We start from the raw sequence: 18,434 nt of genomic DNA, 5'->3' as shown, positions 1-18,434 counted from the left end.
CACGCTCGGTGTGGGTGACTCCTTTTTCTTGGGTCTAGGGCTGAAACTGCCTACTAAGCCGCTTCAAACTTATCTGCGATATCGTTGAGAATCTCGGTGTAGGTGATGATTGATTCGTTGGTGTAGGTATCCTTAGGAGCGTACTGCAAATTGCCCTTGCTCACCGCTGTCACATTAGCAAGTGCTGCGTTGGCTGCAATCACATCGGCTGCAGGTTCTGCACTTTCGACGCTGCTCACCCCGGCGTCGCGGTCCAGCACGAAGAGCCAGTCCGGGTTGGCCTCAGCGATTGCTTCAACAGATATGTCATCGCCCTGGTGGTTATCACTGGAATCATTTACTTCAAGAGCTGGCTTGAGGTCAAGGAGGTCAAAAATTGGGCCGTAGGTGCGGCCCTTACTGGGGGCGATGAAACCGATTTCTCCACCGGAAACATTAACTGCCATGACCGTTGATTCGCCGTCGTAAGCGTCCTTAGCGCGCTTGAGAGCGGCATCAAAATCAGCAATCAGCTGCTCAGCTTCAGTCTGCTTGCCAAAAACTTCACCCAGAGTAGTAACCTGACGCTTAAGTTCAGCCTCCAGAGGCTCACCCTCTCGAGGCTCTAGCTCAATAATAGCCGCCTGGGGGTTGAGAGTTTTGATCTCTTCGTAGTGGTCGGTAAAACGCTGACCGTTGATAATGAGATCCGGCTCTTCAGCAGCCAGCAATTCAAGATTGGGCTCGCGGTGAGTTCCGATATCAGTAATATCTGGGTTATTTTTATAGTTTTCAACCGTTGAAGGAATGAGGGGAACAGGGGCGGCTACAAGGTCAATACCCCAGGCATCAAGCACTTCGAAAGTCCTATTATCAGTGGAAGCCACTTTCTGCACGGGCTGAGAGACAGTCACCTCACCGTAATTGTCGGTAATCGTGATCTCCTGAGCGGTTTGAGCTGAAGAACTTGCAGAAGTGTCAGCCGATGATTCAGAAGAGGCAGTATTGGCGCCGCAGCCAGCCAGCGCCAGCGCTAGCACTGTGGTGACTGCAATGAGAGAGAAAGAGTTCTGCTTCACGTAGGTTTCCTTGTGGTGTTTTTATCAGGGCCAGGCCCACCCCGTCATCGAAGTAAGTCCCACCTAACCTTACAAGTAAGGTACACCTATTTCAAACAAAAAGCCCTCTTTACGTCACATTTTTGTAACCTAATCAATTATCGCACCGATTTGATGAGAAAACGCCCCCACCCGATGTAGCGGTGGGGGCGTTTTCTCGTTAGCTTGAAACGCTAGGCGGGACTACTCAGCGGAAGCAGCCTCTTCGTTCTGACCCAGGAATGAGGTCAGGTCAACAGCTTTGCCGTCGGCGTCCTTAACCTCAGCCTTGGCGAGAACTGCAGCCAGAGCCTTTGAACGGCGAACCTCGCCGACAATCATGCCGGACTGACCGGAACCATCCAGCATCTGAGCGAACTGGTTGGGGTCCATACCGTACTGCTGTGACATGGTAATGATGTAGTCAATGAGTTCTGACTGCTCAACGGATACATCTTCCTTCTCAGCAATAGCATCAAGGATGATTTCGTTCTTGAAAGCCGCGATGGTGTTTTCGCGAACCTCAGCGCGGTGCTCTTCGCTGTCGTGGTCGTCCTCTGAACCGGGAGCGCTAAAGTGCTGCTCCACCTGCTCATCAATAACCTTCTCAGGCACGGGAATCTCAACAAGCTCAACCAGAGCTTCCAGAACCTTGTCGCGAGCCTCTGAGCCCTGCTCAGCAACCTTTGATTCTGCGGCCTGCTTAGCCAAGTCAGCCTTCAGCTCGTCGATAGTGTCAAACTCTGATGCCAACTGAGCGAAGTCGTCGTCTGCCTCGGGCAGTTCACGTTCCTTAACAGCGGAGACCTTAACCTTGACGGTTGCCTCCTCCCCGGCGTGCTCGCCGCCGGCCAGCTTGGTGGTGAAGGTAGCGTCTTCGTCAGCGGAGAGACCCAGAACAGCTTCATCCAGGCCATCTAGCATGGTGCCTGAGCCAACCTGGTAGGACAGGTCGTTAGCAGCGTCAACCTCTTCACCGTCGATTTCAGCAGCGATGTTGATGGTCAGGAAGTCATCGTTAGCGGCGGGACGCTCAACGGTCTTGAGGGTGCCGAAGCGACCGCGCAGGGCATCCAGTGCCTGCTTTTCGTCGTCCTCTGAAACCTCTACGTTTGCAACCTCAACCTTGATACCTTCATAGGAGGGGAGCTCAATTTCGGGGCGAACGGTGACCTCGATGGCTAGGTGGAGGTCAGTTTCGCGAGCATCCTCTTCAGGCTTGGAAATGATATCCAGCTCAGGCTGAGCCAAGGGGGTCAGTTCGTTCTCGGCCAGAGCCTGTGAGTAGTAGCTGTTCAGCGCCTCGTTCAGTGCGTTTTCAACGATGAAATCGAAGCCTGCACGCTGCTCGATGAGAGCCTTGGGGGTCTTGCCCTTACGGAAGCCGGGAACATTAATCTGTCCTGCCAGGGTCTTGTAAGCGCGGTCAAGGTAAGGCTTGAACTCAGCGAAGGGGACCTCGACCTCAATCTTTGCGAGGGTCGGGTTGATCTTCTCGACGGCAGTCTTCACGTCCGTTGATCTCCTGATAATTGATGGGACCACAGCTCGGGTTTGAGCGGTGATATATCTTGGTTTGCGGGAATAAAGCAAAAGACCCGCCGTTTCCGGCGGGTCTCGCGTTATTCACGTCGGGGTGACAGGATTCGAACCTGCGATCTCCTGCTCCCAAAGCAGGCGCGCTAGCCAAGCTACGCCACACCCCGTTTTGCACGGAAGCAAATACGAGTTTACCTGTTCACTGCAGTTTTACCTAACCCAGGTTTTGGTTATGCTCTCAGCGTGTCTTTCAACCGGTTAATCACACCCCCTAAAACAACATCATCAGCATTTGACATGTGTCCCAAATGCGTGTTTACTTGAACAAGTCCTTCGAGGATATAACTGAATATTCGGGGATGTAGCTTAATGGTAAAGCCTCAGTCTTCCAAACTGATTACGCGGGTTCGATTCCCGTCATCCCCTCCACCTAAGACCCGGTAGCTGTAACGCTCACCGGGTCTTTTCGCCTTGTAGAACAACGCAGTTGAGCGGTAGGCGAAGATGCACCCCTACAGCTAGAGGGGGCACCTAGTGGTTTCGGAAACGGCGCGGTACTTCTGCGGCACCCAAAGATAGCATCAGCCGGTTAGCCCAGTTAAAGAAGGCAGCAGCGTTAATGATGTCAATCATGTCACCGGTCTCAAGCCCTAATGCCTTCAGCTGATGCACATGGCGCTGCCCGAAATCGATGGGGGTGCGAGTCAGTGCAACGGTAGTATCACGGATAGAATTCCAGGTATCTGACCCCAGATCAGCTCCAACACCCTGGTCCAGCAGCCGCTCAACGTCAGCAACCCTACCTGTTGATTCTTCGAGGGTACGAGCTGAATGAACAGAAGCGCAATAGATGCAACCGTTGAGACGGGAAGCAACAGTCGCAGCAAGCTCCCGCTCAGCCCGCCCAATTCCGGTGTCAATGTTGTAAAAGATATCGAGGTCGGTCAAGGTTCGTGCTTTGAGCGCTTGAGGGTCCCTGGCTAATAGCCTGAAATAGGCTGATTTAGCCCGTTCCGGAAGAATCATGGCCTCCAGGTGCGCTTCCGTCAGTTCCTCTTCGCCCAGAATCGGCACCCAGGGTTTCCAGCCCAATGAATGGTGTACAAAGTGGCTAGGTTCCACCAGGTGGGGGTAGGTCAGCACCTCATACACTCCCCCAGTTAGTGCCGTGGGTGCGCTACCCTCATCACTGGCCACGGTAATAGCAGGTGCAGTGGAGGCAGGGGCCGGTAACAGTGCAGTCTCTCGCCCGTCCAGCACGACTAGCCCGTGCACCACTCGCAGCTGAAAGGCCAGAAAAGAAATCAACTGAGCCAGAGTAACGGTCTCGTCTTCAGTAAAAACCTTGGCCAAAGCCGCTAGCCGCTCCGGGGTGCTATCAACAGGGTGAAAGACGAGGAAGTGGGAGAAATCCAGTGCAGCGACGAGTCGCTGGCCCAGAGAATCGGCATGAGGTAGGGTTGCGGCTGAGAACCATCGTGCCTGCCCCTGCTCTGACGGTCCGCTACCCCAGGTGTCCAAACCGGCAGCTACAGCCTCAGCCACAGGTTGCATCAGGCCTGGGTTTTCATCGCCTAGAAGATCAAAATAAAATTCAGCTACTGGGGACCTGTGCAGACCAGCAACAAACGCTGCGACAGCGTAGCGTTCTGGCAACTCTCCCTCCAAAAGTACCTCAAAACTAAGTTGGGCATTGTCTTTTGCCTGGAGCCGATCATTGCGTTCAGCAAGGTCTGTGCCTGATAAGAAGTTAATAATATCCATTTTGTATCCTCTTAGCCGTTGCATCTTAGAGCCCCAGGTTGTAGTTGCCGTGACGATAGCTAGCACCTGGAATTGCCCCGAGCAAGGTGCGGGTGAAGTCTGACTGAGGGTTGGTAAAGACGTGGGCGGTTTCTCCGTGCTCTACCTGCTGCCCCCGGCTCATCACCGTCACGGTATCCGATATTTGACGCACCACAGCTAAATCGTGGGAAATAAAGAGGTAGGTCAGTCCAAGCTCTTGCTGAAGCTTTTCAAGCAAGCGCAGGATTTGTGCCTGAACGGTTACATCCAGCGCTGAAACCGCTTCATCCAATACCACCACATCGGGTTCAAGAATAAGCGCTCTGGCAATTGCAACTCGCTGGCGTTGCCCACCTGAAAGTTCCCGCGGACGGCGGTTGGCTAGCTCGGGGCTCAACGAGACAAGTTCTAGGTAGTCCTGAACCCTTTGTTGGATTTGCTTCTTCGTAAGATTAGTAAAATTCCCCAGTCCCTCGCCAATGGCCTTACCTATAGTCTGCCGCGGGTTCAGTGATGAGTAGGGGTTTTGGTATACCATCTGCACTTTTTGGCGGAGGGCACGAGAGGGCTTTAGCTTCACGCCACCCAGGGTAATCTGCCCTGAGGACGGTGTGAGCAAGCCAGCAATGGCTCGGCCCGCTGTCGTTTTACCCGAACCTGATTCCCCTACAATAGCGTGGGTGCTCCCCCGGGTAACCTCGAAGCTCAAACCTTCTAAAGCGGTAAAGTTGCCATAGACCTGCCCCAGATTTTCGACGCTGAGTATGATCTCCTCTTCTCTAGTAGAGGGTCTAAGAGGAGCCTGTGAGCCGGTGGCTAGTGAGGGGGCATCGGCAAGTAGCCGCTGGGTATAGGGCTGCCGCGGGTTGGCTAAGACATGAGCTGCAAGACCTTCTTCAACGACTGCTCCCTGTTGCATGACGACGATGCGGTGGGCTCTGTCCCCAGCAACCGCCAAATCATGGGTGATCAGTAGAATTCCGATGCCCAGCTCTTCACGCATCTGGTCTAGAAGATCAAGGATTACCTTCTGCACGGTCACATCGAGGGCACTGGTTGGTTCATCGGCGATCAACAGATCTGGCTCGAGAGCGAGTGCCGCTGCGATGAGGACGCGCTGGTTCATGCCACCCGATAACTCATGGGGGTACTGCTTGTAGCGTATTTCGGGTTGATCAATACCCACCTTTTCAAGCAGTCTTAACACTTTAGATTTCACATCAGCATGGTCGTGAATTCTCAGACCTTCAGCCACGGATTCACCGATGGTTTTGGTGGGGTTAAGGGAGTTTGTTGGGTCTTGGGGAATCAGCCCTACCCTTTTCCCCCTCATAACAGGTGTCACGGGCTGGTCGGTGAGTGTAATGGCAGCTGCTGATACTGAAGCGTTATCTGGCAGCAAGCCGATGATTGCCAGGGCGCTGGTTGATTTACCGGAGCCAGATTCCCCCACAATCGCGGTGGTTTGGCCGCGTTCTACGGTCAGATTAATTCCGTGAACAGCCTGAACTGTACCCGATGAGGTGGTGTAGCTGACGTTGAGGTCGGTAACGTTGAGTAGGCTCATGCTTGCCCCTCCTGATTAATGATGTGGCTGATATGGTTTGCAGCTAGCACAACGGCAACGATGACAGCACCGGGTAGCAGGGTCAGCCACCAGCTGGTGGCGAGGTAGGCGCGGGAGTCTGCAATGAGTAGCCCCCATTCCGGAGTGGGCGGCGGGGTGCCGTAGCCCAGAAACCCTAGAGTTGCCAGTTGAAGCAGGGCCGAGGCGAATTGCAGGGCAACCAGAGCCAGAACCGGGGTTAGGGAGTTGGGCAGGACATGCCTGATGAGGACGGCGGTGCGGGTGGAACCTACTCCATAGGCTGCTTCAACGTAGTCGCTTGAGACCACGGACAGCACCTGGGAGCGCACCAGCCGTGCGAACATTGCAATGGAGGTAACACCTACAGCGATGGCTGCGTTCATGGTGCCGAAACCGAGCAGGATGAGGACGGCAAGGCTCAGGAGCAAAGATGGGATGGAGAGCAGAACGTCTACTGTTCGCATGATAATTGTCTCTGCTTTACCGCGTAAGGTGCCTGCAATGACACCAAGGAAGGTACCGATGATGAGGCCAACGAGGACGGCGACTAGAGCGCCGAGCAGTGAGTTGCGCGCTCCATAGATCACCCTGGTATAGAGGTCTCTACCCACGGAGTCTGTGCCAAACCAGTGGGTGGCGCTGGGTGCTAGCAGGGCTCGATCATCACCGATAATGGGATCCCCCTGCGTGAAGAGGCCCGGGGCTAGTGCCCACAGGATGGCTGTCGCCAAAATAAGGTAAGCAAGAAGTGCTGTGGGTTTGGTGTAGGCAGTTTTCATGAGTTTGCCTTCCTGCGCAGTCGGGGGTCGAGGACCGGGTAGAGCAGATCGACGATGAGATTAATGATGATGTAGGCGGTAGCTGCGGTGACAACTACTGCGAGCAGGACAGGGGTGTCTCGGTTAGCAACAGCTTGCACGGTAAGGTTTCCTAGCCCGGCGCGTCCAAAGACGGCTTCAGTGACCACGGCCCCGCTGACCAGTTCGCCAAAAAGAACCCCGGCGATGGTGATAGCGGGCATCATGGCATTGCGTAGCACATCGCGGAAGAAGATCCACCGTTCGCTAGCCCCCCTGGCTCGGATAACCTGCACGAAAGGTTGGGTGTACACTTCATCGATGCTGCGGACCAGCACTTGGGCAAGCGGGGCTGAGATGGGCACGGCTAGGGTGAGCACGGGCAGAATGAGGTCCTGTAGGTTGCTTGCACCGTAGACAGGTACCCAGCCGAGCTGGAAGGAAATCATCTGAATGAGCACGATACCGATGAGGAAACTGGGGATTGAACTCATGAAGGCCGGAAGTGCTCTGACCGTGCGCCTGAGCCAGCCCTGTCCAGGCAACGTCGAGGCAAATGCAATGCAAAAAGCTAGCACTATGGACGCAGCGAAGGCTAAGAAAGCCAGAGTTAGGGTACCTGGCAGCGCTGATTTCATCAGATTGCTGACCGCGGTGCCTGAATTAACAGAGTATCCAAAGTTACCCGTCAAAAAATTGGCTAGCGTCATAAAGTACTGAATAATCAGGGGCTGATCTAGGCCGTAGGATTCCCTAATCTGGGAAACTTCAGCCTCTGACAAACCCAGTTCAGGGTTGGAGTAACGGGTAGTGACCGCATCTCCGGGTAATGCTGTGAGCAGGATGAAGGCAAGGGTGAATGCTGCCAGCAGAACCAGTATCGCTTGCCCTACCCTCAGTAATACTTGTGTGCTTTTCATTGGTTTTTAGCTTTCAATTCTTACGCTGTAAAAAGAGGGGCGGCCGATGGGGTCAGTCATGAAATCTTTGACCGCGGGTTGAAGACCGAAAACCTGGGGTTCTTCGAAGATAGGGATGCTGTACGCCTTATCGATGAGCAGCTGCTGTATCTTGGCTGAGTTGGCGGCTCTTTCTTCGTCGCTGGCAGCCTGGGCTACGGCAAAAGTGAGGTCTTCAAGTTCCTGATCCCCGATGGTCTGCGTATCTGGGTTGAGGTTGAGCAGGGTGTCCCGGTTTTCTGAGCAGTACTGACTTTTGATGACGTCGTAATCCGCGCGTCCTACCATGGATGAGTTGATCTGGATGATGTTGTGATCCAGAGTCGCTGCACTTTGGGCTGACCTGTCACCGGGGAAGATGTTGATTTCTATGCCTATCCGCCGCAACTGTTCTTGAATGACCGTTGATTGCTCCCTATTGCGGGGCTGTACGGGGCTCCAATTGACGGTGAGAGACAGTCTGTTGCCGCCCTTGGTGCGGATGCCGTCCTCTCCAGGTACCCACCCGGCGTCATCCAGTAGCCGCTGGGCCTCGGTAGGGTCATAACGGTAGGCCTCGCTGTGATCCACATAGCCCAGCGCGGTGGACGCCAGCGGGCCAGTCGCCATCTTGTAGCGGGGCGAGAAGAGGGTGGTGAGTATGTGCTGGCGGTCAATTCCATAGCCGATGGCACGGCGCACCCGAATGTCAGAAAGTAGCGGGTGCTGAAACCGCAGGTCCCAGGAGTTATTGACGCCGTTGGTTGCTGCCGCCACGATTTTCAGCCCCTGGTCAAGCAGGTGGTCTTCGACCGGCGCCTCAATCTGCCGGGCAATATGGGCCTGGTTAGCTATTAGGGCACCAACCCGCACCGAGTCTTCACCCGCAAGGGCAATGGTGATCCGGTCTAGATTAGCTCTGCCTTGATGCTCAAGGATAGGCGGTGCCCAGGCGTAATCGCCCCGTGCTTCTAGAACCAGTTCGGTACCAAGCTTTTCACCCGTGATGACAAAGGGGCCAGATGCAATAATCTCCGTAGCATTTCCCGGCCCAAACCCAGTGTTATCTAGCTCCAAAGTAGCGTCAGACAGTAGCCCTGCGTTCATGGAGCTAGTTGCTTGCGGAAAACCTAGGGCAGGTTTTTCAAAGTAGAACTTGACGGTATAGTCATCGAGCACTTCACTGCGGAGGTAACCCGTAATTTGTTCAGAAACTGTGAGTTTTCGGTTCTTATCCCCCAGGCCAAACAGGTCAAAGTTACGAGCAACGTTGCGGGCATCGAGTCTGCTTCCATCAGAGTGGGTCACTCCCCGGCGCAGCCTGAACGTGAATTCGGTGCCGTCCTGGTTGATTTCGGGTAGTTCTTCAGCAATCCAGGGGTGTAGTTGCTTGGTTTCAGGGTGCTGATAGAGCAGCCGGTCCGCGATATTATTCATGACCCCACCATTAGGGTAGAAGCCAACCGACGGCGGGTAGAGGGAGGTGAAAAAGGCAGATTCGAGGTAGGTTAAGGAGGTGTCAGAAACAGGTTCAGAACCGTCAGCTGCGCAGCCGGCAGCCCCTAAAATGCCACCTGCTGATACAAGGGTTACAAATTGTCGCCGGGTAAAAGCCACGGGTGATTTCCTTCAATATTGGCCAGAGTTGCGAACTATTACGCCCCTCTAACGAGTGTGGTATCGCGGTGATAGGTTGGGTGAGCGGTCACCGTTTCGTCATGAAAAATTAACGTTAGTCATCAGAATTCAAAGGAATCAATGTGGACGTAGTAAACGTAACAATTGTGGGAATGGGGCCCCGTGGCATCTCGGTTATTGAACGACTGGGAGCGGCGGGAGTCACTTCAAAGGTTGTGCTGCACTGCGTCGATTCTGCCCAACTTGGTGCTGGAGCCGTCTGGAAAACGGACCAAACCCGCACTCTGTGCATGAACACCCTAGCTGGTGCCGTTACCCTCTTCACCGAGCCAGGTGCCAGCGTCAGCGGACCAGTCCAACCTGGCCCGACGATGTACGAGTGGATTCAAGAACTGAGGGAAGATGGGGACTCCCCCGCCTATCCTCTGTACGATTCCTACCCAGCTCATGCTCAAGCTGTGGCTTTTAGCTCTGACCTTCCTGATTTGCTCGCTAGCTTTGAGGATGAGCTGGCCATCACCCGGCCTGAATCAAACCCTTCACGGGCTCTCTACGGAGCCTACCTTCAATGGTGTTTTGAAATCGCTCTTGACAGGTTGCCCTCAAATGTAGAGGTCATCAAACACCGAACACGAGCGGTTTCACTGACCGAAGTCCAGGGGCGGGACAGAGTAGAGCTGGCCGACGGGTCCGTTATTCTCTCCGATGCCACCGTTCTAGCCCTGGGGTGGGTAACCCCCTCAGCCACGGCTGAAGAAACCGTCTTTGCCGCGGCTTCCCTCCCCTGGGTCAAACCTGCTAACCCTCTGGAACAGGACCTCTCCGCCCTTCCCCCAGCTTCGAGCGGAAAGAAGGTTCTGGTGCGTGGGATGGGAATGGGCTTTTTTGATGTTCTAGCTCTCAGCAGCATCGACCGAGGCGGGCAGTTTATCGCAGATTCAACAGCTCGTGGCGGCCTGCGCTACCTGCCTTCAGGTCTGGAACCTGCCCTGCTGGTCACTTCTGGCAGAGGTTACCCCTTCTTACCCAAATCAGAGTACGCCGGTTTGCCCCCGGTGGCCTCAACTCCCGCATTTGATGCTGTTTTTGAGCAACTGGAAGGTGCAGATACCATCTGTTTTTTGGAGGAGGTGTACCCTTCAATTCTTCACGACGCCCTGGCACAAGATCCAGAATTTGATATCGATTACTGGTTCAACCCCCTGGCAGGTTTTACAGGAAACCCTGATCAACTGACTGCGTTTATTGCTGACTCACTGGCCAACGATATTCGTCAAGCCGAACAGGCTGCGTCCAGTCCCCTCAAAAACGCCCTCTGGGTTATTTCGTCAGTGAGAAAACGTGTTTCCATGCTGGGTGCAGGTGGACGCTACTCCGATCAAGCCGAAGTTTCCCGCTTCATGAAGATGGGGCAAATGGTGGGTTCTGGGCCGCCGGCGTTCCGCAGCCGTCAGCTACTAGCTCTGGTGGACGCTGGGCTCATCACCTTCCTCGGAGCCAGGCCCCAGATTACTGTTCAATCTGATCACTGGGTGGTTACTTCTCCCACGACAGAGCAGATTCCAGTCAGCGGGGATGTACTGGTTGATGCTTGGATGCACACGCCTAACGCACTGCGCACCGATGACCCTTTGCTCGCTTCACTTTCGCCCAGAATGCGCGCTTTTGCTGGTACGGGCTCCCCTGAAACAGACCCCGCCACGCGTTTACTGGTTAACCCTGCTGGTGAGCTTGATCCGCGCGTCCTGCTCATTGGAATACCTACCGGCGGCCAGCATCCGGATACAACGATTTCCCCCATGCCTGGCACGGATCCTCTCTTTCTGCAAGAAACTGATAAGGCAGCCCAAAGCATCCTCAAGATTATTGGTGAGCAAGAGCAGGGTTAGGGGTAAACCTCGAACTCTACAGAGTTAAGGAAAAGGATAGACTGTTGCTCATTAGGCATACCATCCAGCAAAGGTTTCCCATGCAGCACCTGAAGCAACGTCTACCTTTCCTAGCACTTATTCCCCTGCTGCTCTTTGGCTGCTCCCAGGCTTCTCAGAGCGAGGTAACAGAATCAGCCACCTCAGCTCCCAGCCAGACCCGTAACACCACAGCTACCCCCACTCCCACGGTCGCAGAGACCTCCGAAGCAGAACACGGTGAGCAGACAAGCATTAAGACTCCCTCACCTACGGCGGACCCTACCGTCCCTGCCCAAGATGGCTACACCATTGACCCTGCCAATATCGCCACCACCGAGCTCGTCACGGGCGACCCTGCTTCAACGGACACTTACATTTACGCTGAAGCCGATCAGCCAGCACTTGTCTTTCAAACAACTGACCCTCAAGTTGCCTGCCTTATGCAACCCTACGGGGTTTTCTGCATGACTGATGATTCACTGAACTGGGTCTTACTCAGTGTTTCCATGAAACCCGGGGATGAAGCCCCGCGCTCTATCCAGGCTCAGGGGCGAGCTGCTACCCACCCCTGGTTCACCACTGAAAACGTTCTGCCCGAGGGGCAGTCTTTGAGCTGGATGGGTATGACCTGCACCAGTACCGGGGCGATGAGTGTGCAGTGTCACGATGGCATGCGCGGCTTCAACCTCAGTGATGCGAACGGGCGATAAACCAGCGTTATGGCTGTAGACCTGCTCATTTAGACTTGGCAGCCGGGGCACCAGTAGAGTTTGCGGGCCGCGATTTCTTGCCGTCGAATAGTCGCACCGCAGCGAGGGCAAGCTTGACCCTGGCGCTGGTAGACGTAGTTAGCGTGCTCAGGCCAGGCGGCCTCTTCACTGACACCAGGGCGGTCCTTCGTTTCAGTGGTGATGATTCTGCCCACTCGCACACCAATCTCAAGAAGGTGCCGGTTATCAAGCCAGAGGGCTTCAAGCTCATCAGTTGAACATTCCTTACCCGGTTTAAAAGGATCAACCTTGCATCGATAAAGGGACTCAGCTCTGAAGATATTGCCTACCCCTGAAATAGCTTTCTGATCCATGAGCACCACGCCGATGGGGCGGGAGGTTTTGGCAGCTGCAGCATAAAAGAGGTGCGGGTCAGCGTCTTGGTTAAGAGGGTCAGGTCCCAGTTTGCTCCGTACCTGGCGCACCTCATTATGAGTGAGCGTCCGGCAAACCGTTGGCCCTACCACATCAGCCCACCCGTGATCGCTGACCAACCTGGCACGGGTCGTTGCTCGAGGTTCAGGTGGTTGTGCGCTAAACTCATCGGTCTGGTGGATTTCTTTTTCACCAATTTTGCGTGGCGCCCCGATCGAGGAAGCCCCTGTAAAGAACTCATCGCCGCCGAAGCTAAAAGCGCCGTAGATCCCCAAGTGGACGTTGAGGTAAAGCTCGTTGTCAAAGCCCACAAAGAGGTGCTTCCCGTGGGCAAAGGCATGTGTGATACGGTGCCCATCTAGTAACTGAGCACCCTCAGTAAACCTGCCCTGAGGGCTGCTCACCGCGACGCTCTGCCCCGCAAAAACATCATTGAATTGACGGGCCAAACGATGGATAGAGTGCCCCTCAGGCATATTTGGATTCCCCTTGAGCTCTAGCGGTTGATGATTTTACCGGCAATGTCGCCAGTTGCCTCAAACTCCAACATCTGGTTGATGCGGCGAGCATGACGTTCTTCGTTGGTCCATTCGGTAGTAAGGAAGGTCTTGATAATCTCAAGAGCCTCTTCCTTGGTGTGCTGACGGCCGCCCACAGCAACCACCTGAGCATTATTATGTTCACGGGCCAGTGCAGCGGTGTCATGGTTCCATGCCAGCGCAGCCCTGATTCCCTGCACCTTGTTAGCAGCCATCTGCTCACCGTTGCCCGAGCCTCCCAGTACGATACCTAGAGAGTTCCGACCAGCGTCGCGGTCTGCCTTGACCGCCAGAGCTGCATTGATGCAAAAACTGGGGTAGTCGTCCAGAGCATCGTATTCTTCGGGACCGTGATCAATCAAGTCGTAGCCAGCAGCTGATAGTTCCTTGATGAGGAAGTGGCTCAATTCAAGACCAGCATGGTCTGTTGCAATGTGAACGCGCATGGTGTTCTCCGTTCAGATGGTTTAGCTAACAAGCGACCTGCCTGCACTGTCGTGAAGTTATGTAATTCACAGACCAGCACCTAAAATGATGGTTAATGCAGAGCAGATGGCATCTCCCTTGATTCTAAATCACCTGCCTATTTGCTGCGTAGTCGCGCTGCTTCATCAGCGTCATTATTTTGTTGAACTATTCACATCTAAAGGATTTCCATGCCAGGAATGAACCTCACCCGCATCGAAGCGCAAGAACGCGCAACGGTCATCACCCGTGTCGATTCCTACCGGATTGAGCTGGACCTCACCCGCGGTGAGAGGGTTTTTGGGTGTAAAACCCAAATCAATTTTGATGCCGTGGCCGGGGGCGAAACGTTCATCGACGCCATTACGGACGCGGTGCACACCATCGAACTCAACGGCGAGCAGCTACCGTTAGACCTAGCTGATGGCGTGCGTATTGGTTTACCCAATCTCTCCGAAAAAAACGTCCTAGTCATTGAAGCAGATATGCTCTACACCAACACCGGTGAGGGCTTACACCGATTTGTTGACCCCGTGGACGGTGAGGTCTACCTCTACTCGCAGTTTGAGGTGCCCGATTCCCGCCGTGTGTACCCCGTTTTTGAGCAGCCTGATCTTAAGGCTGAATTTGAATTTGTGGTCACCGCCCCGGCCCACTGGGTAGTTGTCTCTAACCAGCCTGAGATGAACGTGATGGACGCTGGGGAAACCAAGACCTGGAACTTTAAACCCACCCCTCGCATGTCCTCCTACATCACCGCCATTATCGCGGGACCCTACGATTCGGTGCACTCATCTTTGACCAATAGTGAGGGCCGCGAGATTAAGCTGGGTTGCTATGCCCGCAAGTCACTCATGGAGTACCTGGACCACGAAGATATCTTTGAGCTCACCCGCCAGGGCTTCGAGTTCTTTGAAGATCAGTTCTCTACCCCCTACCCCTTTGAGAAGTACGACCAGCTCTTTGTGCCTGAATTCAACGCTGGTGCCATGGAAAACGCTGGTGCTGTCACTTTCTTGGAGAACTACATTTTCCGTTCAAAGGTGACTGAAGCGGTAGTGGAGCGCCGCGCCATTACCGTGCTCCATGAACTGGCCCATATGTGGTTTGGTGACCTTGTCACCATGAAGTGGTGGAATGACCTGTGGCTCAATGAATCTTTCGCTGAGTTCATGTCTACCCTGGCAGCAGCAGAGAACACCCGTTTCGCATCTGAAGCGTGGGCTACCTTCTCTGCCTCAGAGAAAACCTGGGCCTATAACCAGGATCAGCTCTCATCCACTCACCCCATTGTTGCTCCCATCCGTGACCTGCAGGATGTCCAGGTCAATTTCGATGGAATCACTTACGCCAAGGGGGCCTCTGTGCTACGCCAGCTGGTTGCCTGGGTAGGTCAAGATAACTTCATGGCTGGGCTCAAGGTCTACTTTGAGAAGCACAGCTGGGGTAACACCGTGCTCGATGATCTTCTGGTTGAACTTGAGGCTGCCTCTGGTCGTGATGTTCAAGCATGGAGCTCCCTCTGGCTTGAGACGGCTGGGGTTAATACCCTGACCACCGAGGTAGCAGAGGCCAGCGACGGAACCATCGAAAAGCTCGTGATCCATCAGAGCTACGCCAAGGGCTACGAAACCCTCCGCCCCCACCGTCTGGTGGTTGGCTTCTACCGTCTCGAAAACGATGCGCTGGTACGCACTGACCGCATCGAGCTAGATGTTGATGGAAAGACCACCGAAGTTGCGCAGGCAGCCGGGCTGCAGCGTCCTGATTTGATTTTGGTTAATGATGAGGATTTGGCCTACGCCAAGATTCGTTTAGATCATCGTTCACGGGAAACCGCTGTGCAGCACCTTGGCGCTATTGATTCACCGCTGGCTCGTGGGGTGGTGTGGGGCTCCCTGTGGGATACGGTGCGGGACGCAGAAATGCCTGCCCGCCAGTTCGTTAATCTGGTGCTCAATAATATTGCTGAAGAGACCAACTCCACCGCAGTTCGCGTGCAGTTGCTCAACCTCGAACATGCACTCAAGGCTTTCTTGGCGCCCTCCCACGCAGAGGAGACCCGCGCACTGGCAGCTAACCGCATGTGGCAGATTGCTCAAGCGGCAGAGGCAGGTTCTGACCATCAGTTCCAGTTTGTGACCAGCTTTGCCCGCCTAGCCCACACCGATTTGCAGCTCGATGCTATTGAGGCTCTGTTGACCGGCGATAAAACTCTTGAGGGGCTAGAGATTGATACTGACCTCAGCTGGGTTCTCTTAGGTTCACTGGCAGCTGGAGGACGCCGCACTGCAACTGATATTGACGCCGCCCTTGCCGAGGACAACACGTCAAACGGCCAGCAGGCTGCCGCAGCTGCACAGGCAGCGATACCAACTGCCGAAGCCAAAGCTGAGACCTGGCGGGCAGTAGTTGAAACCGGTGAACTGTCTAATATTGTGCAGCGCTCTGCCATCTCGGGCTTTTACCGCGGTTCACGTGACTTAGCTGAGGACTACGTTGAGAAGTATTTTGCAGCTGTTGAAGGGGTGTGGCGCGAGCGCTCCCACGAGGTTTCAACCCAGATTGTCACGGGTCTCTTCCCCAAGGTCTATACCCAACAGCTCCTGGCACGGGCTGAAGCCTACCTCGCCCAGCTCCCCAAGGACGCGGCGTCTTTGCACCGTCAAATCTCTGAGTGCCGCGACGCACTCGCTCGAGCGCTCAAGGTACAGTCAGCTGATATCTAAACAGCGTGTCTGAGGAAGGGGGCAGGGTTTCGTTGCTGAAGCCCTGCCCCTGGTTTTTGGTCTGTCGGTAGACTGGAACTATGAACAACCTACCCAACCCCGCTCTTAGCCTGGACACCAACAATCAGCCTGCCGCCCAACACCCTGTTCCTGAAACCAACCAAAATTCGTTTTACTACCAGGTAGGTGGCAGACCTGTCTTTGAGAAGCTTTGCCGCGAGTTTTATTCTCAAGTGGCAGCTGACCCCGAGTTCAAAGCCATGTACCCGGAAGAAGATTTAGCTCCGGCAGAACGTCGTCTCTTCATGTTCTTGGAACAGTACTGGGGTGGGCCTAAGGACTACCAGGCAGAACGTGGGCACCCCCGCCTGCGCATGCGACACGCTCCTTTTTATGTTGGCCCCAAGGAGCGAGACACCTGGCTCCGCTATATGCGCACCGCCCTGGACACGCTGAACCTCTCACCCCTGCACGACGCAGAGATGTGGGACTACTTTGAACGTTCAGCGCACGCTATGCAGAACCGCGCTCAATAAAAGTACCCGGTCAAATGTTATTTGGTGCGCACCAGCACATGCCCAGCTTTACCCGAGACACGTGCCCAGTCACCGTTCGTGAAGACGAGCAAGGGCTCGGTGGCACGCGGTGGTAAAAAGCCAAGAACTTCAAGGGCGAAGGCCACCCCAATAGGCAGGGGCACACTGGCATCCGGGGCTTCAAGTGAGGACGCCCAGATACGGGACCTCACCGTGGTGACCACGGCGTGACCGGGGTTTTCGGGAAGAGCCTTATCAACCGCCTCAATGCCCGCACGTGCAGCTGACCGGGCATCGTCCGACAGGTAGAAGCCCGCCCTTTGCCAGCCACCGGTGGGGGGCGCTATGCCTGCCCACGGCGCCGTGGCAGTCACCGGTGGCACCATCAGTTTAAAACCTGTTTCTTCAATCCGGGCGAGCCGGTCTAAGAGGGCTGCTGCCGGAGCGGTGACATCAAGGTCAGACCTCTCCCCCAAGCTGATCGCTCGAAGCCCTAGCACCGTGGGTGTTTCATTATCAAAAAGGTCAGCTGGTGCTAACGTGCAGACATAAACGCCTAAGACGCCCCCCTTGCCCTGCAAACGCACAACGGCCTGCGGATCAACCGACTTAGCTCGCGTGATAAAAGTAGCTAGATCCCTGGCAGTCTTGGCATCGGGGAGCTGAAAATAGGCTGACTCTGCAGTCGTGGGCTCAAGCCCCAAGGCGGTTTGATCATTCATTGATATTTCTCTCTTATCGTCAGCTAGCGTAGAAGTTACCCACACAACCCTATACGAGATATGAGAAAGTAGTTTCTATGAGTGAAGAAAAGAACAGTGCAGAAACCTACCGCCTCGATCAGTTATCGCCCACCCAGAAACTGGTGCAGATGCTCTCCCCCGTTCCAGGTATAGCCCGTGCACACGAACAGGTATTTAGTGCCGTGACGCTAACCCGCGAAACTCCTCGTATCTTTGGCGGTCAGGTACTGGCACAAGCCATCGTGAGCGCAGCACACACGGTGGAGAACAAGCAGATTCACTCACTGCACGGTTACTTTTTACGCCCCGGTAATGTGGACGATCCGCTCTCTTACGGCGTCGAGAGCCTCAACGAAGCTCGTTCCTTCGCTACCCGCCGTGTGCAGGCCTACCAAAATGGGGCACCCATTTTCTCGGCTATTACCTCTTTCCAGTCTGAGGCGAGAGGGCCTGAACACAGCTCAGATTTCCCTATGAATGTGCCTGACCCAGAATTACTGCCTACCGCCGCAGATTTGCTGGGCCATATCGATCTGCCGATGGCACAAAAAGTGGCTTATACGCGCCCCTTTGATGTGCGCCATATAGCCACCCCGCTTTACACATCCCCAGCTACTTCCCCCACCCCCACCAACATGGTGTGGTTCAAAACCTTCGAGCCTCTCCCCGATGATCCCACCCTTCATCAGGCAGCACTTGCTTATGCCTCCGACTACACCCAGTTAGAGCCGGTGCTGCGCAACCACGGTAAAAGCTGGCTTGAGCCCGGCATGAAGGTGGCCTCGCTGGACCATGCCATGTGGTTCCACCGCCCGGCTCGCGCCGACCGGTGGCTCCTCCTTGTACAGGAATCCCCCAGCGCCCAGCACGCCCGCGGCTTGTCTATCGGTAAAATCTTCACGGCCTCAGGCAAGCACGTGGCAACGGTAGCTCAGGAGGCCATGCTGAGGTTGCCCGAATACCGCTCATCAAATAGTTCATCATGAATTGTAGAACTGCTTAAACT

Annotated in this window: 15 protein-coding genes and 2 tRNA genes; 6 read left to right on the top strand and 11 right to left on the bottom strand. The window is 54.8% G+C overall.

What is annotated here, in order from left to right; all coding sequences use genetic code 11:
* Window positions 1-53: 53 nt before the first annotated feature.
* The 3 genes from ABD982_RS04515 to ABD982_RS04505 form a co-directional block, all read right to left on the bottom strand.
* The gene (locus ABD982_RS04515) at window positions 54-1,058 is read right to left on the bottom strand and encodes a siderophore ABC transporter substrate-binding protein (RefSeq protein WP_345445088.1); all 1,005 of its coding nucleotides are present in this window, start codon (window positions 1,056-1,058) and stop codon (window positions 54-56) included.
* A gap of 222 nt (window positions 1,059-1,280) precedes the next feature.
* Window positions 1,281-2,588, bottom strand: a complete 1,308-nt coding sequence (gene tig, locus ABD982_RS04510) for a trigger factor (RefSeq protein WP_345445086.1) — start codon at window positions 2,586-2,588, stop codon at window positions 1,281-1,283.
* Window positions 2,589-2,707: 119 nt separating this feature from the next.
* Window positions 2,708-2,782 (bottom strand) — tRNA-Pro (locus tag ABD982_RS04505).
* 188 nt (window positions 2,783-2,970) lie between these two features.
* Here ABD982_RS04505 and ABD982_RS04500 point away from each other — a divergent pair.
* Window positions 2,971-3,044, top strand: a tRNA-Gly gene (locus ABD982_RS04500).
* A gap of 102 nt (window positions 3,045-3,146) precedes the next feature.
* Here the strand turns inward: ABD982_RS04500 and ABD982_RS04495 are convergent.
* The 5 genes from ABD982_RS04495 to ABD982_RS04475 are packed head-to-tail and all read right to left on the bottom strand — an operon-like array spanning window position 3,147 to window position 9,340.
* The gene (locus tag ABD982_RS04495; protein WP_345445084.1) at window positions 3,147-4,379 is read right to left on the bottom strand and encodes an alkylhydroperoxidase domain protein; all 1,233 of its coding nucleotides are present in this window, start codon (window positions 4,377-4,379) and stop codon (window positions 3,147-3,149) included.
* A gap of 25 nt (window positions 4,380-4,404) precedes the next feature.
* On the bottom strand, window positions 4,405-5,967 hold the full coding sequence (locus tag ABD982_RS04490) for a dipeptide ABC transporter ATP-binding protein (RefSeq protein WP_345445082.1): 1,563 nt from the start codon (window positions 5,965-5,967) through the stop codon (window positions 4,405-4,407).
* Window positions 5,964-6,767 carry an ABC transporter permease gene (locus ABD982_RS04485; RefSeq protein ID WP_237204088.1) on the bottom strand — a complete coding sequence of 268 codons (804 nt, stop codon included), beginning with the start codon at window positions 6,765-6,767 and terminating at the stop codon, window positions 5,964-5,966. Before ABD982_RS04485 ends, ABD982_RS04490 begins: the two co-directional genes overlap by 4 nt.
* Window positions 6,764-7,705 carry an ABC transporter permease gene (locus ABD982_RS04480; protein WP_345445079.1) on the bottom strand — a complete coding sequence of 314 codons (942 nt, stop codon included), beginning with the start codon at window positions 7,703-7,705 and terminating at the stop codon, window positions 6,764-6,766. Before ABD982_RS04480 ends, ABD982_RS04485 begins: the two co-directional genes overlap by 4 nt.
* Before the next feature lie 6 nt (window positions 7,706-7,711).
* On the bottom strand, window positions 7,712-9,340 hold the full coding sequence (locus tag ABD982_RS04475; RefSeq protein ID WP_345445077.1) for a TIGR04028 family ABC transporter substrate-binding protein: 1,629 nt from the start codon (window positions 9,338-9,340) through the stop codon (window positions 7,712-7,714).
* A 143-nt stretch (window positions 9,341-9,483) separates the two neighbouring features.
* On the opposite strand from ABD982_RS04475, the gene ABD982_RS04470 reads away from it, so the two are divergent.
* Both ABD982_RS04470 and ABD982_RS04465 read left to right on the top strand, forming a co-directional pair.
* Entirely contained in the window at window positions 9,484-11,250 is a 1,767-nt protein-coding gene (locus ABD982_RS04470; protein WP_345445075.1) for an FAD/NAD(P)-binding protein, read from the top strand.
* A gap of 80 nt (window positions 11,251-11,330) precedes the next feature.
* Complete coding sequence (locus ABD982_RS04465) at window positions 11,331-11,981, top strand: hypothetical protein (protein ID WP_345445073.1); 651 nt, start codon at window positions 11,331-11,333, stop codon at window positions 11,979-11,981.
* Window positions 11,982-12,010: 29 nt separating this feature from the next.
* Here ABD982_RS04465 and ABD982_RS04460 read toward each other — a convergent pair whose 3' ends face one another.
* Window positions 12,011-12,892, bottom strand: a complete 882-nt coding sequence (locus ABD982_RS04460; RefSeq protein WP_345445071.1) for an Fpg/Nei family DNA glycosylase — start codon at window positions 12,890-12,892, stop codon at window positions 12,011-12,013.
* 20 nt (window positions 12,893-12,912) lie between these two features.
* Window positions 12,913-13,401, bottom strand: coding sequence for a ribose-5-phosphate isomerase (locus tag ABD982_RS04455; protein WP_345445069.1), 489 nt, complete (start codon window positions 13,399-13,401; stop codon window positions 12,913-12,915).
* Window positions 13,402-13,611: 210 nt separating this feature from the next.
* Between ABD982_RS04455 and pepN the strand changes: the two genes are divergently transcribed.
* Together pepN and ABD982_RS04445 are read left to right on the top strand one after the other, a co-directional pair.
* Complete coding sequence (pepN, locus tag ABD982_RS04450; RefSeq protein WP_345445067.1) at window positions 13,612-16,149, top strand: aminopeptidase N; 2,538 nt, start codon at window positions 13,612-13,614, stop codon at window positions 16,147-16,149.
* A gap of 80 nt (window positions 16,150-16,229) precedes the next feature.
* Window positions 16,230-16,685, top strand: a complete 456-nt coding sequence (locus ABD982_RS04445; RefSeq protein ID WP_345445065.1) for a globin — start codon at window positions 16,230-16,232, stop codon at window positions 16,683-16,685.
* A 17-nt stretch (window positions 16,686-16,702) separates the two neighbouring features.
* Here the strand turns inward: ABD982_RS04445 and ABD982_RS04440 are convergent, their stop codons facing one another.
* The gene (locus ABD982_RS04440; RefSeq protein WP_345445063.1) at window positions 16,703-17,407 is read right to left on the bottom strand and encodes a DUF8185 domain-containing protein; all 705 of its coding nucleotides are present in this window, start codon (window positions 17,405-17,407) and stop codon (window positions 16,703-16,705) included.
* 77 nt (window positions 17,408-17,484) lie between these two features.
* Here ABD982_RS04440 and ABD982_RS04435 point away from each other — a divergent pair, with 77 nt between their 5' ends.
* Window positions 17,485-18,414 carry an acyl-CoA thioesterase gene (locus ABD982_RS04435; RefSeq protein ID WP_251378886.1) on the top strand — a complete coding sequence of 310 codons (930 nt, stop codon included), beginning with the start codon at window positions 17,485-17,487 and terminating at the stop codon, window positions 18,412-18,414.
* Window positions 18,415-18,434 lie beyond the last annotated feature (20 nt).

The sequence above is a fragment of the Rothia endophytica genome, from assembly GCF_039543885.1.
GTDB classification, from domain to species: Bacteria; Actinomycetota; Actinomycetes; order Actinomycetales; family Micrococcaceae; genus Rothia; species Rothia endophytica.
The sequence above is the reverse complement of the archived record's forward strand: the minus strand, read 5'-3'. Positions and strand labels throughout refer to the sequence as shown.

What these genes read in the sequence shown, in the direction of transcription:
- ABD982_RS04495 (WP_345445084.1), bottom strand. Translation starts at nt 4,379, where the DNA reads ATGGATATTATTAACTTCTTATCAGGCACAGACCTTGCTGAACGCAAT.
- ABD982_RS04490 (WP_345445082.1), bottom strand. Translation starts at nt 5,967, where the DNA reads ATGAGCCTACTCAACGTTACCGACCTCAACGTCAGCTACACCACCTCA.
- ABD982_RS04485 (WP_237204088.1), bottom strand. Translation starts at nt 6,767, where the DNA reads ATGAAAACTGCCTACACCAAACCCACAGCACTTCTTGCTTACCTTATT.
- ABD982_RS04480 (WP_345445079.1), bottom strand. Translation starts at nt 7,705, where the DNA reads ATGAAAAGCACACAAGTATTACTGAGGGTAGGGCAAGCGATACTGGTT.
- ABD982_RS04465 (WP_345445073.1), top strand. Translation starts at nt 11,331, where the DNA reads ATGCAGCACCTGAAGCAACGTCTACCTTTCCTAGCACTTATTCCCCTG.
- ABD982_RS04460 (WP_345445071.1), bottom strand. Translation starts at nt 12,892, where the DNA reads ATGCCTGAGGGGCACTCTATCCATCGTTTGGCCCGTCAATTCAATGAT.
- ABD982_RS04455 (WP_345445069.1), bottom strand. Translation starts at nt 13,401, where the DNA reads ATGCGCGTTCACATTGCAACAGACCATGCTGGTCTTGAATTGAGCCAC.
- pepN (WP_345445067.1), top strand. Translation starts at nt 13,612, where the DNA reads ATGCCAGGAATGAACCTCACCCGCATCGAAGCGCAAGAACGCGCAACG.
- ABD982_RS04445 (WP_345445065.1), top strand. Translation starts at nt 16,230, where the DNA reads ATGAACAACCTACCCAACCCCGCTCTTAGCCTGGACACCAACAATCAG.
- ABD982_RS04440 (WP_345445063.1), bottom strand. Translation starts at nt 17,407, where the DNA reads ATGAATGATCAAACCGCCTTGGGGCTTGAGCCCACGACTGCAGAGTCA.
- ABD982_RS04435 (WP_251378886.1), top strand. Translation starts at nt 17,485, where the DNA reads ATGAGTGAAGAAAAGAACAGTGCAGAAACCTACCGCCTCGATCAGTTA.